The following is a 20,195-nucleotide window of genomic DNA, read 5'->3' on the forward strand; positions in this document are numbered from 1 at the left end:
TGATCTTTGAAATTTGTTCCAGGTTTTCATATAATTGGGTGGGAGGTTTATCGATGAAGAAAAAGGTTTTGTTTGTTTGCACGCACAATTCAGCAAGGTCACAAATGGCAGAAGCATTTCTAAATGCCCTTTATGGAGAGCGATTTGAAGCTTACTCTGCAGGAACTCATCCAGGTAAGTTGAACCCTTATGTAGTAAGGGCGATACAGGAAATTGGAATTGACATCTCGAATAACAGGACAAAGTCAGTTCAGGAATTCAAAGGAACAAGATTTGATTATGTTGTTACTGTTTGCGATCAGGCAAAAGAAGAGTGCCCATATTTCCCTGGTGCGCTTCAATACATTCACCAGGGTTTTGAGGACCCATCTACATTTACAGGAACAGAAGAGGAAATAATGGGGAGAGTTAGAAAAGTTAGGGACGAGATAGAGCAGTGGGTTATGCAGACATTTAAGAATCTATAAAAATGAGGGGGCAAAAGCCCCCTTTTTAAAATATTTCTTTGTCCTTATTTTCTTTTTTCTTTTAATGCCTTTAGAACCTTATCAGGTGTGTATGGTGAACTTCCGAGCCTTATTCCGAGTGCATCATAAAGTGCGTTACCAATTGCAGGGATTGGACCATTTATATTAATCTCTGAAACTGATTTTGCGCCGAGTGGACCTGTAGGCTCGTATGTTTCAACAAGTATTGGAACAATCTCAGGAATATCTCTTGAGGATGGGATCCTATACTCCATAAAGTTAGGATTGAGAACCTTGCCATTTTCTCCGAACTTGTACTCTTCAGTCAGTGCATATCCAATACCATTTACAATTGCACCTATTATCTGTCCTTTTGTAAGTTCGGGGTTTATAACAACACCGCAATCAACCGCTGCTACATATTTAATTGGTGTGATAACGCCGGTTTCCTCATCAACCTCAATTTCTACAAAGTGAGCTGCAAATGGTGGTGGTGAAGATTCAGATACAAATGAACCAACAGCCATTATCTGTTTTTGTTTCTTTACATAGAATGTATCGTATGCAATTTCTGAAAGGCTTACACGTTTTCCACTCCTTGGCGAGATAACAAATCCATCTTTAAGTATGTAATCTTTGCTATCCTGTTCCCCAAACATATCTTTTGCAACTTCTAGGATCTGGTCTCTTAATTTGAGAGCGGTATTATAGACTGCACTTCCAGAGATGAATGTGCCCGAGGATGCGTAAGCGCCTTTATCAAAAGGAGTGATATCTGTATCTGAGGGATAGACGATGACCTTCTTAGGATCAATTCCAAGTACTTCGCCCACGATTTGTGCAACAACAGTGTCAAGTCCTGTTCCAATATCAGTTCCACCGTAAAGGACATTAACAGAACCATCCTCATTCAACTTGATTGATGCAGAGCCCATATCGATTTTTGGAATACCAGAGCCCTGCATATGCAGCGACATGCCCACACCTCTAACTTTTGAGCCATTTCTCACTTTTTTGCCCCATTTTTCATAGAAGCCAATTTCCTTTGCGCCTAACTCGAGAAGTTTATCAACCGCTTCGCTTTCAATGTACTGGACGACACCTTCCCTTCCCTCTCCAAGTGCCTCAAATATTGGGGAAGTTTCGCCTTTTCTTATGTGGTTTATTTTTCTTATTGCAATTGGATCTAATCCAAGTTTTTCTGCAACCATATCAACCGTTTGTTCAAGGCATGCATAACCCTGTGTTGCACCATACCCTCTGTATGCGCCTGGCACCGGGAGGTTCGTATAGACGACATCTGCTACAAATTCAACATTTGGTGCTTTATTATAAAGTGGTAGTGTTTTTGAGCCAGTGTTCGAAGCAACAGTAAGCCCGTGTGTGCCGTATGCGCCTGTATTGCTTAATGCATACATCTTTATAGCAGTAAATCTTCCATCCTTCTTTGCACCAATTTTTACTGTTATTTTCATTGGGTGTCTTGTCCTTGATGAAATAAACTCTTCTTCTCTTGTATATACTGCTCTTGCTGGTCTTCCAGTTTTCATTGTTACAAATGCGCAGACTTCTTCGAGGATTATCTCTTGTTTGCTTCCAAATCCTCCGCCAATCCTTGGCTTAATTACTCTTATTTGCGATACCGGGATTCCTAAAACCTGTGCAACGATTCTTCTTACATGGAATGGTACCTGTGTGGAAGACCTTATAACTATTCTTCCATTCTCATCAAGATAAGATATTGTTGCGTGAGTTTCTATGGGGCAGTGCTGAGCAAATTGCGTTTCAAATGTGTGCTCAACAACAACATCTGCTTCTTCGAAACCTTTCTCAACATCGCCTGCTTTGACTTCGATATGAGCAACCAGGTTCCTTTTTGCATCGTAAGTGCCTTGAGGGTTTTCCTCGTGAATTATCGGTGCTCCTTCTTTCATCGCTTCTTCTGGATCAAACACTGCAGGAAGCACATTATATTTAACCTTTATGAGTTTGAGTGCCTCTAACGCAATCTCCTCTGATTCTGCAGCAACAGCTGCAACTCTATCACCAACAAACCTTACATGTTGATTGAACATACAGGTATCGTATGGAGATGGTTCTGGCCATCCCTGTCCTGCTGTAGTGTGGTAAACCTGCGGAGTGTTCTTGTATGTTAAAACCATATGAACGCCAGGAAGTTTTTCTGCTTCCGTTGTGTCAATGTCTTCAATAATTGCATTTGCGTGAGGTGAATAAAGGAATTTTATGTGAAGCGTATTTGGAAGTTTTATATCGTCAGCATAAACTGGTTGTCCTGTTGCAAGAGCAAGAGCATCAATTTTTTCAACATTTTTCCCAATTACTTGCTTTTCCATTATTTCCCCTCCTTAAGAAGTGTTATCGCATACTTAATTGCCTCAACCTGCTGAACATATCCTGTGCATCTACAGAGATTCCCATCAATTGCTTTCTTTATATCCTCATCAGTTGGATTTGGATTCTCCTTTAGCAGTGCATATGCTGCAAGAATTGTCCCGGGAGTGCAGTAACCACACTGGACTGCTCCTTTCTCAACAAATGCTTTTTGAAGTGGATGCGGATTTAAAATATCTCCCAAGCCTTTTACTGTTGTAATTTCTGCACCGTTTATCTGAGCTGCAAGTACAGTGCAACTTGTTTTAGGAGTGCCATTTATAAGTACCGTACATGCACCACATGTCCCCATGTAGCAATTCCCTTTTACCTCAGTAAAGCCATTTTCTCTTAGGACATCTAAAAGGACTTTACCAGGATGGATGTCAAATTCGTAATCCTTGCCGTTAATTTTGTAGTGAACTTTCATCTCTACCTCCCAAATGATTCAAGCAATCTTTTAGCAAATACGCCTGTAAGTTCTCTTCTATATTGCTCGTCTCTTCTTATATCGCCTTTCACATCAGCGTTTTCTTTTGCAAAATTATAGACTTCTTTCACTGCCTCGTTTAAGTCTTTCCCTTTTAGGAAATCTTCAAGGGCTTTAAACCTTATAGCAGGCATTGGCCTTGAACCATAACTTACAATAATATCTTTTATCTTGTTCTCTTCAATTTGAGCAAGCATAGCCATATTAAGAAGGGTAATGTCAGTTGCATTCCTTACATGCCTTTCCATTCCGAATTTGTAGGAGGAATCAAACTTCTTGAATCTTACTTCTTTGATGATAGCATCTTTGAGTTTTGCCCTGAAGTCAGTTTCGAAAAATTCATCTATCTTCTCTGTGTGTTCACTTCCATCAAAGTAAACTACCTCTGCATCGAGAGCAAGAAGTATTGTTGAAATGTCTGAATAGGGTTCCCTTTGAGCAACAGATCCTCCGAAAGTAATCTGATTTCTTAATAGTTCCGATGCAATTAAAGACAAAGCACTGGATAAGTTGCCACTAAAAAGTCCCTTAATTAAATCTGATTTTGCGGCGTTATTTATTGTTACTGTTGCGCCAATTGAAACTGTACCGTTTTCCTCCCTAATGTAGTTTAAACCAAGGTTATCAAGGAAGATAAAGTACTCGACCTGGGGGTTTGGGAATACAGTTAGATGTAATCCACCACCAACCACCTTTGCTTTATCACCTTTTTCTCTTAAAATTGCAATTGCTTCTTCAAGCGTTTTAGGATAAAAGCATTCTTCAACATTTTTTAATTTTAACATTTCTTAACCTCCTTCATTTGCGATATAATTATTATATCAAAAAAAGGAGACGATTGGAAATGAGGAAAAAAATTAAAAAACTTTTACCGATTGTGTTAATAGGCGTCTTGCTCGTTCTCATTGTTTTTACTCTTACTTCATGTATAGGTTATGTTAAAGTATTGGTTGTTGCTCCCATTAGTTCTAATGCCCCTGAATTTGGTATTTCAACTGTTAATGGGATTGAAATGAAACTCGAGGAAGTGAATAAAAGTGGTGGAGTTTTAGGGAAGAAGATTCGTATAGTCACTTTTGATGACAAAGGTAGTCCTGATTATGTTTCTGATAAATTAAGAGAGGTTTTATCACGCAATAGTTACATTGCTGTAGTTGGCGCGCCGTTTAGCAGGATTGCAATTCCTGTAAGTAACATTTGTGAGGAGCTTAATATTCCTTTCATAGCATCAGTTGCAACGAATCCCGAGGTAACAAAAGGCAAGGAGTATGTCTTTCGTGCTTGCTTTACAGATGAAATACAGGGGAGAGCTTCCGCTCATTTTGTTTATGAAAAACTTGGGCTCAAAGAGGGTGGAGTTTTTTACGATATAGAAGACCCTTATTCAAATTACCTTGCAAAATCATTTAGAGATGAGTTTGAAAAGTTAGGTGGAAAGATCGTTGCGTTTTATCCCCATCCACACGAACCAGTTACAGTCGAATACCCACTTCAAAAGATGCTTGAGCAGGGAGTTCAATTTGTATTTAACCCAGACTTATATGTTGATGGATCTGAAGTCTATAAAGAGTTAAGGAAGCAAGGTTTTGAAGGACCTATTATTTTCGGAGACGGAGTTGACGCACCTCAATTACTTTCAAGGGTAAACAAGCCTTACAATGTTTTTTATGTAAGTCATTATTCGATGGATAATCCAAAATGGGTAGAGTTTGTAAATAAATATAAAGAAAAGTATAAGACAGAGCCAAATATTGAGGCATATCTTGCATATGATGCTATGGGGCTTTTGGTAGAGGCAATTAAAAAGGCAAATACATTCGAAAGACCTGAAATAAAGGACGCACTCAAAAACATTACTTATGAGGGAATAACTGGAAAAATAGAATTTAAAAATTCAAATGACCCGGTAAAACCTGTTTATGTATATGGCTTTAAAAACTTTGTGCCCATAAAGGTGTGGGAATATGTTCCTAACTTATCTCATTAATGGGTTTGGGACCTAAGGAAAGTTTTGAATTTGGTGGCGGCGGGGGGATTCGAACCCTCGACACTCCGGGTATGAGCCGGATGCTCTAACCACTGGGCTACGCCGCCTCTCCTCTATGTCTTTTTATACGTCTCTTTTGAGCAACAAGCGAATCTTGCGACTCCTTGAGGAACTTCTTTAATAACTGTTCAAAAGACTCTTTCTGCTGTTCCTCTTTTTTTGCTTGCTCGCTAACTTTTCTTACAAAAATCAAATTTAACTTACCGCTCTTGTCCTTGCCGTTTATTTTCACAAGGACTCTGTCTCCCTCTTTTATTGGATCGTCGAGGTTAACAGCTCCTAATTCTGTAAGTTGAGAAACATGAATTAAACCAACCTTGCCTTCATCGAGTTTTACGAAGGCACCATAGGGCATAACTTTTATTACCCTACCAGTTGCTTCCGTGTTTCCCATACGCTTATATATAATATCTAATTTTTAAAAAGATTCAAGAGGTTTTTGAGGAAATTTTCTGAATTTTTTTGTGAATATTGAGATTCATCGTTTATTTTGAAATAGATTACTGTTTCATTTTCTTTTCCTAAACCAAGGTTTTCCCGTGCGTACTTCTCAACAAACTCGTCGCTTTTTGCATACTCTATTTTTTGAAGAAGCGTTTGCTGTTCCTGTTTTAGCCTTTCAAGTTCCTGTCTTTTCTTTTGGAGTGTAAAATAATTGCTTACAAGGTAAAAAGCGTTAAAAATGCTTTCAAGGAAAAAATATAACACCAGAAAGAAAATTGCAATTTTTACAACATTTATTTTTTTCTTCATTTGATTAAATTATATATTGTTTTTAGACTATGTCAAAACTATTTTTAAATTTTCTTAAATTAGTCAAATTGTTCACAAAAATATAGTTGTTTTTTGTAATTCATACTATAATTAAGAGTGGAGGTGAAAAATGGCAAAATATAAAGTTGCAATTAACAAAGACACCTGCATTGGTTGTGGCGTTTGTGCATCCATTTGTCCTGAGAACTGGAAAATGGATGACGATGGAAAGGCAAATTTCATCTCTGAGATTTCCGATGCAGATTGCAACAAGGATGCTGCTGAAAACTGCCCCACTCAGAGCATCACTGTTGAGGAGGTAGGTTAGGGCTGAGGGTGGCTGAAGCCACCCCTTACACTTATTAAGGAGGTTTAAAATGGCGGTTCAAACAAAAAAAGGTGTTTATGAGGTAAGATTCCATGGTAGGGCAGGTCAAGGTGCAAAGTCAGGTTCGCAAATGCTTGCACTTGCTGCCTTTGAAGAAGGAAAGTCAATACAGGCATTCCCTGAGTATGGTTCTGAAAGAAGAGGTGCGCCAACAGTTGCCTACACAAGAATTTCTGATAAGGAGATTCGAACTCATGAACCAATCGTAAATCCTGATGCAGTGCTTGTATTTGATTTCGGTCTTGCAAAGAACATTCCTGTAACTGCAGGACTCGATGAGGAGAACGGAGTTCTTATTGTTAACACTACGAAAACTCCGGAAGAAATAAGGCAAATTACTGGGTTTAAAGGTAAAATTTTTACAGTTGATGCAACAGGTATTTCACTTGAACTCTTAAAGATGGATGCACCTAATGTTCCTATGCTTGGTGCGCTCGTAAGAGCTACTGGTGTTGTTAAGTTAGAAACACTTGAAGATGTCATAAGAGAAGAGTTCCTTGACAAAATTGGTGAAGAGAAAGTCCAGAAAAACATCATTGGTCTTAAAAGAGGCTACGAGGAGGCAAAAAATGGCTGAGAAAAAAGGCTGGAAAGACTTAATGCGTGGAGCAGATTTACCTCCCGCAACAGCGCTTGAGAATAAAACAGGTTCATGGAGAAGCCTTCGTCCTGTTTGGGATCCCTCAAATTGTATACATTGTATGATTTGTGTTTCATATTGTCCTGATATGGCAATTCCAATTACCAAAAGCGAGGAAGGCGTTGTAGGAAAAAATGGCAGAGTCTATAAAGGAACGATAAGGTTAGAAACAAACTTTGATTACTGCAAGGGTTGTGGTATCTGCGCAGTTGAGTGTCCTACCAAGTGCATTACTATGGTAAGAGAAGAGTAGGAGGGTGCTATGGCAAAACTTAAACCATTAACAGGAGCTCAGGCGACAGCCGAGGCAATGAGACAGATAAATCCAGATGTAGTAGTTGCATATCCAATAACACCCCAAACCCCAATAGTTGAATTCTTTGCACAGTTTGTTGCAGATGGCGTTGTTGATACAGAGATGGTTCCAATTGAATCAGAACATTCTGCACTTTCTGCAGTAGTTGGAGCTTCTGCTGCCGGTGCAAGGGCAATGTGTGCAACATCATCACAAGGTCTTGCACTTATGTGGGAAATTGTAGCAGCAGCGCCTGGATTAAGGCTCCCTATTGTTATGCCTGTTGTAAACAGAGCACTTTCAGCTCCAATTAACATCCATTGCGATCACTCGGATACAATGGGAACATTGACTTTGGGCTGGGTTCAAATTTACTCTGAAAATGCGCAAGAAGCATATGAAAATACACTACTTGCTTTAAGAATTGCAGAACATCCAAAAGTGTTACTTCCAGTTATGGTCATGCAGGATGGCTTTATAACAAGCCACGGTGTTGAAGTAGTAAAAGTCCTTGAAGATGAAGAGGTTAAAAAATTTATTGGTGAAAGAAAGCCAGATAGGTATCTTTTAAATGTTAAAAATCCTTATACAGTTGGTCCTCTTGCACTTCCTGATTACTACTTTGAGGTTAAGAGACAACAGGAAGAGGCAATATGGAACGCAAAAGATGTATATCTTGAGGTTGGCGAAGAACTTTCTAAACTAACAGGGAAGAAGTACCCATTCTTTGAAGAATACAGAACTGACGATGCTGAAGCAGTTATTATTGCATTAAATTCTACTGCAGGAACAGCAAAAGACGTAGTTGATGAAATGCGAGAACAGGGTTATAAGGTTGGTCTAATAAAGCCTAAACTCTTTAGACCTTTCCCATACAAAGAGATGAGGCAGGCTCTCGAGAAGTTTAAGGTTGTAGGTGTTCTTGATAGGGCAATTGCCTTTGGCGCATATGCACCGCTTTATACTGAAATTAGAAATGCACTATTTGAGGCAGAAAATAAGCCAAAACTTCAGAGTTATGTATATGGTCTTGGTGGTAGGGATATTTTCAAGAGCGATATTAAGAAGGTGTTTGAGGAACTTCTTTCTGGAAATGTTGATTCTCAAACCCAGAAGTACATAGGTTTAAGGGAATAAGGGGGTAAATATGGCAACGATTCAAGAAATTGTATCCAAAGAAAAGCCCTTAGTTTCAGGGCATCGAATGTGTGCTGGATGTGGAATTCCGCCGATTGTGAACACGATAGTTGCAGCCTCTGATAAGCCTGTTATTATTGCAAACGCAACAGGATGTCTTGAGGTAACATCGACAATATATCCTTTTAATGCATGGAATGTTCCATGGATTCACCTCACGTTTGAAAATGCTGCAGCGGTTGCAGCAGGCATTGAAACAGCATTGAGGGCATTTAAGAAGAAAGGTAAAATTGATACCGATGTAAACATAATTGCTATTGGTGGAGATGGTGGAACCTACGATATAGGTTTTCAGGCTCTATCCGGTGCACTTGAAAGAAGACATAAATTCATGTATGTTGTTTATGATAACCAGGGATATATGAATACAGGAAACCAGAGAAGTGGTGCAACTCCTTTTGGTGCAAGCACTACAACAGTCCCTGCAGGAAAAGTTAGTTACGGCAAACCTCAGTGGAGGAAGAATATTGTTGAAATTACTGCAGCACACAGGATTCCCTATGCAGCACAGGCAGCAGTTCATAACTTGCTTGACCTTTACAACAAAGCAAAGAAAGGTTTCGAAGCAGATGGTCCTGCCTTCCTTGCTGTTTTCCAGCCCTGCACTACAAACTGGCACTATGACCCATCATTGACAATTCAGTATTCCAAACTTGCAACTGAGACAAACTTCTGGCCTCTCTATGAAATTGAGAATGGTAAAGTTAAGATTAACTACAAACCGAAAGAAAGAAAACCAATCGAGGAGTTCTTAAAAGGTCAGGGAAGGTTTAAACATCTCTTCAAGCCTGAAAATAAACATATAATTGAAGAGATGCAAAAGATGATAGACGAAGAGTGGGAAAGACTCTTAAAACTTGAGGAATCAGGAGTCCAGTTATAATTAAGAGAAATATTTTAATAGCCCCCGTTTGGGGGCTTTTTTAATTTTACAAAGTTACTATAATAAATATAGAATTTCATTTATTTGCTAAAGGAGGTAAAATGGGAAAATACACAGCAGAATTTGGAGTTTTTGGTGGGTCGGGCTTTTATTCTTTTCTTGAGAATGTTTCAGAAGTTAAGATTGAAACTCCATATGGAGCGCCTTCTGATGTTATAGCAATAGGCGAGTATAAGGGCAGAAGTGTTGCATTTTTGCCAAGACATGGAAAACTTCACCAGTATCCACCTCACAAGATTCCTTACAGGGCCAATTTATGGGCTTTTAAAGAACTTGGTGTCAAAAGAATTATAGCACCAACAGCAGTAGGAAGCCTCCAACCAGAATACAAAGTGGGAGACTTTGTTGTAACTGATCAATTTGTCGATTTTACAAGTGGCAGGGAATGTACTTTTTATGAAGGACCAATAACAACCCATATAAGTATGGCTGAACCGTATTGTCCTGAATTACGCGGAATTGCAATTGAAGCGTTGGAAAAACTCGGAGTAAGGTTTCACAGAACCGGAACAGTTGTAGTGATACAGGGTCCTCGATTTTCAACTAAGGCAGAGAGCATATTCTTTACTCGAATGGGTTTTCATATCATCAATATGACTCAATATCCTGAGGTAGTGCTCGCAAGAGAACTTGAAATGTGCTATGTGAATGTTGCAGTTGTTACCGATTACGATGTCGGAATTGTTGCGGAAGGTAATGTTGAACCTGTAACTCAGGAAATGGTTATAAAGAAATTTAATGAAAATATTGGTACCTTGAAGGAAGTTGTTAAATACATTATTGAACACACGCCTGCGGAAAGGCACTGCAAATGCGGTGAAGCCTTAAAGGATGCAAGAGTAGGAGAATAACAAGTGATTCCACTTCGAGACACTGAAGAAATAGAAACATTTCCTTTTATTACAATACTTTTAATTATCGTAAATAGTTTTATCTTTATGTATATTTACTTTACTGCAGCTTCAGCACCTGTGCCAGAGCAATATCTTGCAAATGTTTACTTAACATATGGACTTGTGCCTAAAAATATTCTAAATGCGCCACTATTTAGCGCTCCTTATCTTACATTTATAACTTCAATTTTCCTTCACGGAAGTTGGTCTCACCTTATTTTTAACATGCTTTTCCTGTGGATATTTGGTAATAATGTTGAAGATTACTTTGGGCACTTCCATTTTCTTTTGTTCTATCTTCTTGCAGGGATTTTTGCATCTCTTATACAACTTTTGACTATGGGTGCTTCAACTGTCCCTGTGATTGGTGCAAGTGGTGCAATAGCAGGAACAATGGGAGCATATTTTCTTCTGTTTCCACGCTCAAGGATCAGAACGCTTGTTTTTATTTTCTTTTTTGTAACGATTATAGAAATTCCTGCACCTGTTTATCTTCTTATCTGGTTTATGTCTCAACTGTTTGAGGGGCTTTCGAATTTTGGAGTTGCTTCGGGTATCGCATTTTTTGCACACGTCGGAGGTTTCATTTTTGGGGTACTTTACGCAGCCCTTATAGGAAGACATGCAGGGAGAAAAAGAAGATATCTCTACTATATTTGAGAAAGTTGAAATTCTTGAGAGAAAATTTAAACTTTTAGAGAGGGTAACTAATTTTGAAAAAGTAGGCTTTGAGGAACTTCTTTCTGTTCGTGGATTTAAAAGTTTTAATTTCAAGGAGCCGCAAGATTTAAGCGGCTCCAATTTTTTTAGGGAAATCTCAAAGTATTATGTAAGAAGGCTTTTAAGTGATTTATCTCTTTACAAGGCTCTAAGCGAAGAAGCGGTTTTATTTTTGTTTTCAAAGTGGAAAGTTGAGCGACAATTTTTAGAGCAACTTGTCGAGTCCGGACTCATCAAAAGAGACGGTAAAGTTTACTTTATATCATATGATTTTGATCTGCTTATTGAAGCTTTCATTGCAGATTTTATAAAAGAAAGATTTGGAATAGAATCGATTTTGAATGTAAAAGTTAAGGAACTCGATAAAGGAGGCGATATTGATATTCTTGGAAAGTGGAAATTGGAATTGATTATGATCGAGTTGAAGGAAAGCCCACCAAACAATATATCATTAAATGACTTGAAATTGGCTTTTGAGAGATTTAAAAATGTCAAACCAGATCTTTTTATTTTCTTGATTGATACAACACTTTCGATTAAAAGAAACATCCTTGATAATCTTGTAGCTATTTATGGTTTAGAACCCGTTAGATTAAGAGAAGGTGTTTATAGGGTTTTGGGGAATGCGTTTGTTGTAACTGCTAAAAGAGAAATACTGTCGAATCTTGGGTTCGTAATTGAAAGGGAACTTTTTTGAAAAAAAATTTAATTTTTATACGGTTAACCTCTTGACTAAAATTAAATTTTTGGTAAATTATTAGCAGATGGACAATGTATTTGCTAAATAGGAGGTAAGCAGTGGCTAATAATGAGGAAGAAAAGAAAAATAACCATAACGATGAAAATACCGAAACTCCACACGTTGAAAACAGTGAAAATACCGAAAACCAATTAGAGGAGAAGATTAAGGAAATGGAAAACGAACTTAAGAAAAAAGAAAATGAAATTTTCGACCTTAAAATGGAAAATATAAAGTTAAAAGAAAGACTCCGTCAGGAGTCTGATATTTATGAAAGGGAATTAAAGAGATTAGTCCTCAAGGAAAAGATTAATATTTTCAAAGAATTTCTTGAAGTCCTTGATAACATTGAAAGGGCTCTTGAATCTCTAAACGGAGATTCTGAGCACTCAAAGGGACTGATGCTTATAAAAGACCAGTTATTTAAATTCTTATCTTCTTATGGAATTAAAGAGATGGATTTGATAAATAAGCCGTATGACCCTAATATTGCTGATATTGGTGAGGTGGTAGAGACAAAGGATTACCCACAAGGAACTGTTGTGAAAGTTCTTCGAAAAGGTTACTATATTGGTGATAATGTCCTCAGAACGGCAGTTGTTGCCGTTTCTAAGGAGCCGAGCGAAAATAAAAATGAAAATTCTTCAAATAACTCAAATAATTAGGAGGTGAAACTATGGGAAGAATTATTGGAATTGACCTTGGAACAAGCAATTCTGCGGCAGCTGTTATGATTGGGGGCAAACCCACTATCATACCTGCAGCAGAAGGACCAAGTGTAGCAGGTAAAACTGTACCCTCTGTAGTTGCTTTTACAAAGGATGGTCAAATACTTGTTGGAGAGCCTGCAAGGAGACAGGCAACTATTAACCCTGAAGGTACCGTTACAGGTATTAAAAGGAAAATGGGAACAAAAGAAAAAATAGTGATTTATGGAAAAGAGTATACCCCAGAGCAAATATCTGCTTTCATTTTGCAGAAAATTAAAAAAGATGCCGAAGCATTTTTAGGCGAGAAAGTCGAAAAGGCAGTTATTACTGTTCCTGCCTACTTTAACGATGACCAGCGACAGGCAACCAAAAACGCAGGAGAAATTGCAGGGCTTGAAGTTGTGCGTCTTGTAAATGAACCGACAGCAGCAGCATTTGCATACGGTCTTGATAGATCCGACAAAGAGTTAAAAATTCTTGTATTCGATTTTGGTGGTGGTACGCTTGATGTAACCATTATGGATTTTGGTGGAGGCGTTTTCCAGGTTAAGGCAACCGCTGGAGACACCCAACTCGGTGGCCGCGATATGGATGAAGCCCTTGTGAATTATATTGTTGAAGAATTTAAGAAAGATACCGGAATTGATTTAAGAAATGACAAAATGGCAATGGTAAGGATAAGGGAAGCTGCTGAAAAAGCAAAAATTGAACTTTCCTCTGTTCTTGAAACACAAATAAACTTACCGTTCATTACGGCAGATGCAACAGGCCCCAAACATCTTGTAATGAATATAACTCGCGCAAAACTTGAGTCACTTGTTGAACCTATAGTTAAGAGATGTGCAGGACCATTGGAACAGGCTATAAAAGATGCAGGACTTACTCCTCAACAAATTGATAAGATCATTCTTGTAGGTGGACCAACAAAGATGCCCATTGTTCAGAAGTTTGTTGCAGATTACATTGGAAAGCAACCAGAGCGAGGAATTGACCCAATGGAATGTGTAGCAATGGGTGCTGCAATACAGGCAGGTATTATCGAGGGAGAAGTCAAGAATGTAGTTCTTGTTGATGTTGTGCCTATTTCTCTTGGAATTGAGACCCTTGGTGGAATATTTACAAAGATGATTGATAGAAATACACCAATTCCTACATCAAAAACACAGATATTTACGACTGCTGCCGATAACCAGACAAGCGTAGAAATTCATATCTTGCAGGGTGAACGTCCTCTTGCAAAGGATAACCTATCGCTTGGTAGATTTATCCTTGATGGCATTCCACCTGCGCCAAGAGGAGTTCCTCAGATTGAGGTTACTTATGCAGTTGATGAAAATGGAATTCTTCATGTAACTGCAAAAGACCTTGCTACAGGAAAAGAACAAAAAATAACAGTAACTAACTCGAATAAACTTTCTAAAGAAGAAATTGAAAGGCTTAAGAGAGAAGCTGAGATGTATGCTGAAGCAGACAAGAAAAAGGCAGAAGAAATTCAAATCAAAAACGATGGTGATGCACTCGTTTATTCTGGAAGAAAATTCTTGAAAGACTATGGCGATAAGATAAATCCTTCTGATAAGGCAGCGCTCGAGAACGAGATTAACGAACTTGAAAAATATGTTAAAGAAGGTAATATAGAAATGATTAAGGCAAAAATTGAGCAAGTTAATCAATTGATGTCGAAAATTGGACAGGATATGTACAAGCAGGGTGGAGGAACAACTGAAGGACAGAATCCAAGTTAATGTGGTATAATTAGACTATGGCAAATAAAGACTATTATGAGATCCTCGGGGTCCCAAGAAACGCAACCCAGGAAGAAATAAAGAAGAAATATAGGGAACTTGTAATGAAGTATCATCCTGATTTGCATAAGGATGACCCTGAGGCTGCCAAAAAGATGGCAGAAATAAATGAAGCATACGAAGTTTTAAGTGATCCAGAGAAAAGAGCACAGTACGATAAATTTGGGGCAGTAGGACCGAATGTTGGGGCTGAATCGGCCTACGGCCCCTCCTATGACTTTTCGGGTGACATTTTTTCAGATTTAGGCGACATTTTAAGAGATTTTGGCTTTGGTGGTTTTGGTTTTGGGACAGGAAGTCGTGAGCGAGTAGAACGTGGCGAAGACATTGAAGTTGAGGTAACTATACCCTTTAAAGATGCTGTGCTTGGAGTTGATAAGGAAGTAACAGTAAGAAAAAAAGAGACTTGTCCTGTTTGTAAAGGAACTGGTGCAGAACCTGGAACCGGTACAACAAGCTGTCCCACTTGTAACGGGACCGGTTTTGTAACAAAGAGGCAAAGAACTCCGTTTGGTGAGTTTGTGGTTCAAACTACCTGTCCTACTTGTCATGGAACAGGAAAAGTTATAAAGGAAAAGTGTCATAACTGTGGAGGTAGCGGAGTAGTTGAAAATATTTCAAGAATAAAAGTTACAATACCGCCAGGTGTTGAAGATGGCACTGTTATAAGAGTAAGAGGTCAGGGGAATGCTGCCCCTCATGGAGGAATTGCAGGCGATCTCTATGTTAGGGTAAGAGTTGAAAAAGACCCAAGGTTTATCAAAGAAGGGAACAAAATATACTACATTGCGCATATTTCAGTCCCTGAAGCAGTACTTGGAACAGAGATAAAAGTTCCTCTAATCGAAGGTGGCGAAGAAATTGTAAAAATACCGCCAGGAACCCAGCACGGCACTGAGATAAAATTGAGAAGGAAATTTGGCTCAAGAAGACCATATGATTACATAGTAAAGGTAATTGTAGATATTCCTACAGACCTTACAAGTGAAGAGGCATTCTACTATGAGAAGTTGAGGGAAATCTATGAAGCAAAGAATAGAAAAGGGTAAAACAAAAGTCGTTGTAACGATAGGACCCGCAAGCGAAAGTGAAGAAACCTTGCGGGAGTTTTTTAATTTGGGTGTGGATGTCTTCAGATTGAACTTCTCCCATGGCACCCACGATGACCATTTAAGACGGATTAACTTAATAAGAAAAATTGAACAAGAATTCGGATATCATCCGGCAATTCTTCAAGACCTTCAAGGACCAAAAATACGGCTTGGGACCTTTAAGAATAAAGAGGTTTTCTTAAAAGAGGGTGACACCTTTACACTAACAAAAGAAGATGTCTTAGGCGATGAACATATTTCAACAATTACATACAAGGAAGTAATAGATGAGGTTAATGTTGGAGATGATATTTATATAAACGACGGTCTTGTCAAATTGAAGGTTGTAGATAAAACTTCTAATGAATTAAAAACTGAAGTTATACAGGGAGGTCCTGTATCCGACCACAAAGGTGTTAATTTTCCTTCAACGGTTCTTTCCATCGACCCTTTAACAGAAAAGGACATTGATGACTTAAAATTTGGACTTGAAAGCGGCGTTGATATGGTTGCACTCTCATTTGTTAAAAGAAGCGATGATATTTTGAAGCTTCGCTCATTAATGGATGGTTTTGGAAGGGTTGTGCCTGTAATTTCTAAAATTGAGAAATGGGAGGCGGTTAACAACCTCGAATCCATAATAGATGCTTCTACAGGAGTAATGGTTGCAAGAGGTGATCTCGGTGTAGAACTTCCAGTTGAGAAAGTTCCTTTAATTCAGAAGGAGATAATAAAGATTGCAAACGAGAAAGGAAAGCCTGTAATAACTGCAACTCAAATGCTTGGCTCTATGGTAGAAGAACAATTTCCGACTAGAGCCGAAGTAACGGATGTTGCTAATGCAATTTTTGATGGAAGCGATGCGTTAATGCTTTCAAATGAAACTGCCTCCGGAAAGTATCCTGTGCTTTCTTTAAAGGTTATGCGAAGTATTATAAAGGAAGTTGAAGAAAGTGAATTATTTAAGACAACTTTGAGCAAACTTAATTCGCAAGTAATTGAAATAAATGTTCCCGAAGTTCTTTCCAAGTCTATAAAAGATATTTCTGATTTGCTCAATGTCAAATTAATAATTGTTGCAACAGAAAGCGGAAAAACTGCTACACTCGTTTCTAAGTACAAACCACAGGTACCTATTTTAGCAATTACTCCAAAAGAGGAAACAATGAGGTTCTTAAACTTGAAATGGGGTGTTTTTGCGTATAAGGTAAGGAGTTATTCAACTGTAGATGAGATATTAGATGAGGCTCCAAAAGTTGCAATCGCCTTAAATCTTCTCACAGCAGGTGATAGGTATATTATTGTCTGTGGAACCCATACAGGAGTTTCTGGAACTACAAATTTAATTAAAGTAGATGTAGCATAGAAAAGTTAGCATAGAAAAGTTTTTTGTCTTTTTGGGGCTACACAAAGTAGCCCCTTTTAATTTTAAGAATATTTCTTAATTTTATTTAATTAACTCTTGACAAAATTAAAAATGATATTAAAATTATTTAGAGGTGAAATTAAATGAAAAAGAAAATTGTAAGTATTTGTCCAGTTTGCGGCGGTCCTCTTACTATTACTGAATTAAAATGCAGTAATTGCGGCACAACAATTCAGGGTTCTTTTGAGTTTGATAGGTTTATGCTTCTTGATGATGAAGATAGAGAATTTCTCATTGAGTTTTTGAGGTCGAGAGGCAATATAAAAGAACTTCAGGCAAGGCTTGATATCTCCTATCCAACTGCAAAGGCACGATTGGACAAACTTCTAAAAAATCTGAATTTGTACGAGGAAGAGAACGATGATAGATTAACTAAGAGCGAAGTTCTTTCAAAGCTTGAAAAGGGAGAAATTACAGTTGATGAAGCGATAGAACTTCTAAAGGAGGCAAAAGATGAGTGAAAACCTTTTTAAAAAGGTAGAGGAACTCTATGCCTCAGGAAAGATAACAGAAGAACAAAAGAAAGAACTACTTAAAGCGCTTGGATATGACAGTGAAAGACAACAAACCATTTCGCAGATTCATGTTAATCTAAGATCAATTGACATAGAAATTGTTGGAGTGGAGAATATAGATTTCCCTAAAGTTGAACAAGGTTCACTTAGAATAAGGAAAGACGAAAGTGCTTTAATTGTCGATGAACCAATTGGGGTATCAACTTTTGCAAAGTTGGTAGTTCCATATAAGAGTAACCTAATCATAAAGTCTGTAAGTTCAAATATAAGTGTCTCTTCGATTCTGGGATTTTTACAGATTCAGTCTGTGAGTTCTGATGTTCTTGTAAAAAATGTTTCAGACAGGATAGTAATTTCAGTAATTTCAGGTGATGTGGAACTTGAAAATATTTTTGGGACCATTAATGTTAATACTAAGTCAGGCGATATAAAAGCAAATGGAGGGAAAGTTAATGCTCTCATAAAGACATACTCGGGAGATATTGATATAAATAATATTGAATTTAAAGACTCAAGACTAAACACATTTAATGGTGATATTTCTCTTAAATCAGTAAAATTTTTCGGTAAGAGTTTTTTAAATACATATTTTGGAGATGCTACACTAAGCTTACTAAACAGTGTATTAGTGAAAGCAACTTCTACGCTTGGCTCTGTGCATAACAAGTTGTCCCATGAAGTAACAGAAAGTAGGAGCGAGGTTGAGATTGTTACAAAGTTTGGAGATATAGTGGTGGAGGGAGTAGTTGAATAGACCAAAGGGATTTAAAGCTTTTACTCTTCTTACACTTGGGCAAATTCTCAGTTTTGTCGGCTCTTTAATGAATGTAGAGAGCTTATCTCGAAAGGAAGAATTAAAGGAGGCGCTTGAATGAAAGAATTAGAGAAGATTCTTGATTTATTTCAAGAAGGCAAAATTGGTAAAGTTGAGGCAATAAAGTTAATTGAAGCACTTTATGAAACAAAAGCAAATGGCACTCAGGAAAGAGGAAGAAAAGTTAGAATCGAAGTTTTGGAGAATGGTGCAAAGAGAGTTTCGGTCAATTTACCGCTGAGTTTGTTGAGGTTCTTTACTAAAACTGCTAAATTACTGAACAAAAATTACATTGAAGTCGAAGGAGAAACGATACCGATCGATATAGAAGAGTTAGAGAATGTTTTGAATGATCCTGACTTTAAAGGTCCCATATTGAATGTGGATTCTGAGATGGACCAAGATGGTAAAAATGTTAAGGTTATGATTGAAGTTTTATAAATTACGAGGTGAACAATGCGAAAAGTTTCAAGAGAAGAAATTTTAACCGGTAACCCTGTAAAAATAATGTTCCAACTGGGTTTGCCGCTGATGATTTCACAAATACTTTTTACTTTTTACAATATGGCTGATACCTTCTGGCTTGGACACCTACCTCCAGCAGAGTCTGGAAGTGCAGTTGCAGGACTTCAGGTTGCATTCCCGATTGTGTGGTTTATTATATCATTTACTTTAGGTTTTGGATTTGCAGGCGTTGCGCTGGTTTCTCAGTATACCGGTGCTAATGACCACAAAAACGCAAACCATGCAGCATCGCAAGTTTTATCCTTCCTTACGCTTGCAGGTATTATTGTTGCAATTGTAGGGTTTTTTGTTATGCCTTTAGTTGCAAAATTTATTACAAATGCTGAAAGCGTATCAAGTACTGCAATTAAGTATATGAAAGTGTATGTTTTGGGGATTCCTTTTCTATTTGTAAGTGCTGCATTTCAGAATATTCTCTCTGCAAAAGGAGATAATGTTACGCCAATGCAAATTTCACTTGTAACAAATATTCTTAATATAGTGCTCGACCCGTTTCTTATTTTTGGCTGGTGGATATTTCCAAGGCTTACTGTGGTTGGTGCAGCGATTGCAACTGTTATTACAGAAGCACTTGCTGGACTTATAGCGATTTATTTCCTGTTTAAGGGAACAAAAGGAGTGAAAATATCTTTATCTCACTTAAAGATAGACTTAGAGTGGTTTTCAAGGATTTTTAAAATTGGTTTTCCTGCAGCGGTCGGAAATTCTGCAACCTCTTTAGGTTTTGTTGTTCTAACAGCCCTTATTGGTCGGCTTCCCAACGCAGAGGTTGCGTTATCCGCTTATGGAATTGGCGACAGGGCTATACATATCATTTTTGTAGTTGTTGATGGAATTGGTGCCGCGCTTGTCACGATGATTGGGCAGAATCTTGGTGCGGGTCTTATAGAAAGGGCAGAACAGATTGCAAAGGCAGGTATAAAACTTGAATTTATGATCACACTTATTGAAAGCGCTGTTATTTTTGCTATTCGAGACACAATCTTCGAGGTATTTATCCCTGGTAACACTGCAGTAATTCAGGAAGGTAGCAAATTTTTGACGATCTTCATCCTTGGGCTTCCTTTCTTTGGGCTTTTTTCGGCTGTTTCAGGTGTATTTAGGGGATCAGGACATAATGTTGAACCAATGGTTGGAGATTTGCTAAGATTATGGGGGCTGAGACTACCTTTGTCATATATTCTTGCAAAATTTTGGGGCTCTACAGGCATTTGGTGGGGAATGACGCTCAGCAATATAATTGCAGCAATAGTAATTTATATCTTGTTTACTTTTGGTAAGTGGAAAGTCCCTATTATTAAAAAAGAAGAAGCCTTAGTTGAGGAAAGCGTTGTTCTTTCGGAGCA

At 38.0% G+C, this 20,195-nt stretch carries 23 protein-coding genes and 1 tRNA gene; 18 read left to right on the forward strand and 6 right to left on the reverse strand.

Annotated elements, in window-relative coordinates:
- Window positions 1-53: 53 nt before the first annotated feature.
- Window positions 54-467: an arsenate reductase ArsC gene (locus JHC30_03550; protein ID MCI4463228.1), complete on the forward strand. Its 414-nt coding sequence runs from the start codon at window positions 54-56 to the stop codon at window positions 465-467.
- Window positions 468-511: 44 nt separating this feature from the next.
- Here JHC30_03550 and JHC30_03555 read toward each other — a convergent pair whose 3' ends face one another.
- Genes JHC30_03555 through JHC30_03565 form a run of 3 tightly spaced genes read right to left on the reverse strand, consistent with a single transcriptional unit; the run spans window position 512 to window position 4,133 of the window.
- A complete protein-coding gene (locus JHC30_03555; GenBank protein MCI4463229.1) occupies window positions 512-2,821 on the reverse strand; it encodes a molybdopterin-dependent oxidoreductase in 2,310 nt (769 codons plus the stop codon).
- Window positions 2,821-3,288, reverse strand: coding sequence for a (2Fe-2S)-binding protein (locus JHC30_03560; GenBank protein ID MCI4463230.1), 468 nt, complete (start codon window positions 3,286-3,288; stop codon window positions 2,821-2,823). The genes JHC30_03555 and JHC30_03560 overlap by 1 nt, the downstream gene beginning before the upstream one ends.
- 2 nt (window positions 3,289-3,290) lie before the next feature.
- The gene (locus tag JHC30_03565) at window positions 3,291-4,133 is read right to left on the reverse strand and encodes an FAD binding domain-containing protein (GenBank protein ID MCI4463231.1); all 843 of its coding nucleotides are present in this window, start codon (window positions 4,131-4,133) and stop codon (window positions 3,291-3,293) included.
- 59 nt (window positions 4,134-4,192) lie between these two features.
- Here JHC30_03565 and JHC30_03570 point away from each other — a divergent pair, with 59 nt between their 5' ends.
- Window positions 4,193-5,335: an ABC transporter substrate-binding protein gene (locus JHC30_03570; protein ID MCI4463232.1), complete on the forward strand. Its 1,143-nt coding sequence runs from the start codon at window positions 4,193-4,195 to the stop codon at window positions 5,333-5,335.
- A 31-nt stretch (window positions 5,336-5,366) separates the two neighbouring features.
- Here JHC30_03570 and JHC30_03575 read toward each other — a convergent pair.
- From JHC30_03575 to JHC30_03585, 3 genes are all read right to left on the reverse strand, one after another.
- Window positions 5,367-5,442: transfer RNA gene (locus tag JHC30_03575), tRNA-Met, on the reverse strand.
- A complete protein-coding gene (locus JHC30_03580) occupies window positions 5,433-5,789 on the reverse strand; it encodes a S1 RNA-binding domain-containing protein (GenBank protein ID MCI4463233.1) in 357 nt (118 codons plus the stop codon). The genes JHC30_03575 and JHC30_03580 overlap by 10 nt, the downstream gene beginning before the upstream one ends.
- Before the next feature lie 17 nt (window positions 5,790-5,806).
- Window positions 5,807-6,148, reverse strand: a complete 342-nt coding sequence (locus tag JHC30_03585; GenBank protein ID MCI4463234.1) for a septum formation initiator family protein — start codon at window positions 6,146-6,148, stop codon at window positions 5,807-5,809.
- Between the two features lie 130 nt (window positions 6,149-6,278).
- On the opposite strand from JHC30_03585, the gene JHC30_03590 reads away from it, so the two are divergent.
- The 16 genes from JHC30_03590 to JHC30_03665 all read left to right on the forward strand — a co-directional run.
- Window positions 6,279-6,476 (forward strand): ferredoxin, encoded by a 198-nt coding sequence (locus JHC30_03590; GenBank protein MCI4463235.1) that lies wholly within the window; start codon window positions 6,279-6,281, stop codon window positions 6,474-6,476.
- Window positions 6,477-6,525: 49 nt separating this feature from the next.
- Window positions 6,526-7,113 (forward strand): 2-oxoacid:acceptor oxidoreductase family protein, encoded by a 588-nt coding sequence (locus JHC30_03595; protein ID MCI4463236.1) that lies wholly within the window; start codon window positions 6,526-6,528, stop codon window positions 7,111-7,113.
- The gene (locus JHC30_03600; GenBank protein ID MCI4463237.1) at window positions 7,106-7,429 is read left to right on the forward strand and encodes a 4Fe-4S binding protein; all 324 of its coding nucleotides are present in this window, start codon (window positions 7,106-7,108) and stop codon (window positions 7,427-7,429) included. Before JHC30_03595 ends, JHC30_03600 begins: the two co-directional genes overlap by 8 nt.
- 9 nt (window positions 7,430-7,438) lie before the next feature.
- Window positions 7,439-8,608: a pyruvate ferredoxin oxidoreductase gene (gene porA / locus JHC30_03605; GenBank protein MCI4463238.1), complete on the forward strand. Its 1,170-nt coding sequence runs from the start codon at window positions 7,439-7,441 to the stop codon at window positions 8,606-8,608.
- Between the two features lie 10 nt (window positions 8,609-8,618).
- A complete protein-coding gene (locus tag JHC30_03610; GenBank protein ID MCI4463239.1) occupies window positions 8,619-9,551 on the forward strand; it encodes a pyruvate ferredoxin oxidoreductase in 933 nt (310 codons plus the stop codon).
- 101 nt (window positions 9,552-9,652) lie between these two features.
- Window positions 9,653-10,462 carry an S-methyl-5'-thioadenosine phosphorylase gene (locus tag JHC30_03615; protein MCI4463240.1) on the forward strand — a complete coding sequence of 270 codons (810 nt, stop codon included), beginning with the start codon at window positions 9,653-9,655 and terminating at the stop codon, window positions 10,460-10,462.
- Window positions 10,463-10,465: 3 nt separating this feature from the next.
- Complete coding sequence (locus tag JHC30_03620; protein ID MCI4463241.1) at window positions 10,466-11,164, forward strand: rhomboid family intramembrane serine protease; 699 nt, start codon at window positions 10,466-10,468, stop codon at window positions 11,162-11,164.
- Window positions 11,127-11,921: a hypothetical protein gene (locus tag JHC30_03625; GenBank protein ID MCI4463242.1), complete on the forward strand. Its 795-nt coding sequence runs from the start codon at window positions 11,127-11,129 to the stop codon at window positions 11,919-11,921. Before JHC30_03620 ends, JHC30_03625 begins: the two co-directional genes overlap by 38 nt.
- 101 nt (window positions 11,922-12,022) lie before the next feature.
- Window positions 12,023-12,628 (forward strand): nucleotide exchange factor GrpE, encoded by a 606-nt coding sequence (locus JHC30_03630; GenBank protein MCI4463243.1) that lies wholly within the window; start codon window positions 12,023-12,025, stop codon window positions 12,626-12,628.
- A gap of 11 nt (window positions 12,629-12,639) precedes the next feature.
- Complete coding sequence (gene dnaK, locus JHC30_03635) at window positions 12,640-14,418, forward strand: molecular chaperone DnaK (GenBank protein ID MCI4463244.1); 1,779 nt, start codon at window positions 12,640-12,642, stop codon at window positions 14,416-14,418.
- A gap of 17 nt (window positions 14,419-14,435) precedes the next feature.
- Window positions 14,436-15,527 (forward strand): molecular chaperone DnaJ, encoded by a 1,092-nt coding sequence (dnaJ, locus tag JHC30_03640; GenBank protein MCI4463245.1) that lies wholly within the window; start codon window positions 14,436-14,438, stop codon window positions 15,525-15,527.
- Window positions 15,502-16,935 carry a pyruvate kinase gene (gene pyk / locus JHC30_03645; protein MCI4463246.1) on the forward strand — a complete coding sequence of 478 codons (1,434 nt, stop codon included), beginning with the start codon at window positions 15,502-15,504 and terminating at the stop codon, window positions 16,933-16,935. The genes dnaJ and pyk overlap by 26 nt, the downstream gene beginning before the upstream one ends.
- Window positions 16,936-17,078: 143 nt before the next feature.
- On the forward strand, window positions 17,079-17,456 hold the full coding sequence (locus JHC30_03650) for a DUF2089 domain-containing protein (protein MCI4463247.1): 378 nt from the start codon (window positions 17,079-17,081) through the stop codon (window positions 17,454-17,456).
- Window positions 17,449-18,264 carry a DUF4097 family beta strand repeat protein gene (locus tag JHC30_03655; protein ID MCI4463248.1) on the forward strand — a complete coding sequence of 272 codons (816 nt, stop codon included), beginning with the start codon at window positions 17,449-17,451 and terminating at the stop codon, window positions 18,262-18,264. Before JHC30_03650 ends, JHC30_03655 begins: the two co-directional genes overlap by 8 nt.
- 117 nt (window positions 18,265-18,381) lie before the next feature.
- Entirely contained in the window at window positions 18,382-18,765 is a 384-nt protein-coding gene (locus tag JHC30_03660; GenBank protein MCI4463249.1) for a hypothetical protein, read from the forward strand.
- 15 nt (window positions 18,766-18,780) lie between these two features.
- Window positions 18,781-20,195 (forward strand): MATE family efflux transporter (locus JHC30_03665; GenBank protein ID MCI4463250.1); only part of this gene is annotated, 1,415 nt, incomplete at its 3' end.

Origin of the sequence: Caldisericum sp., from assembly GCA_022759145.1 — a bacterium.
Classification (GTDB): domain Bacteria; phylum Caldisericota; class Caldisericia; order Caldisericales; family Caldisericaceae; genus Caldisericum.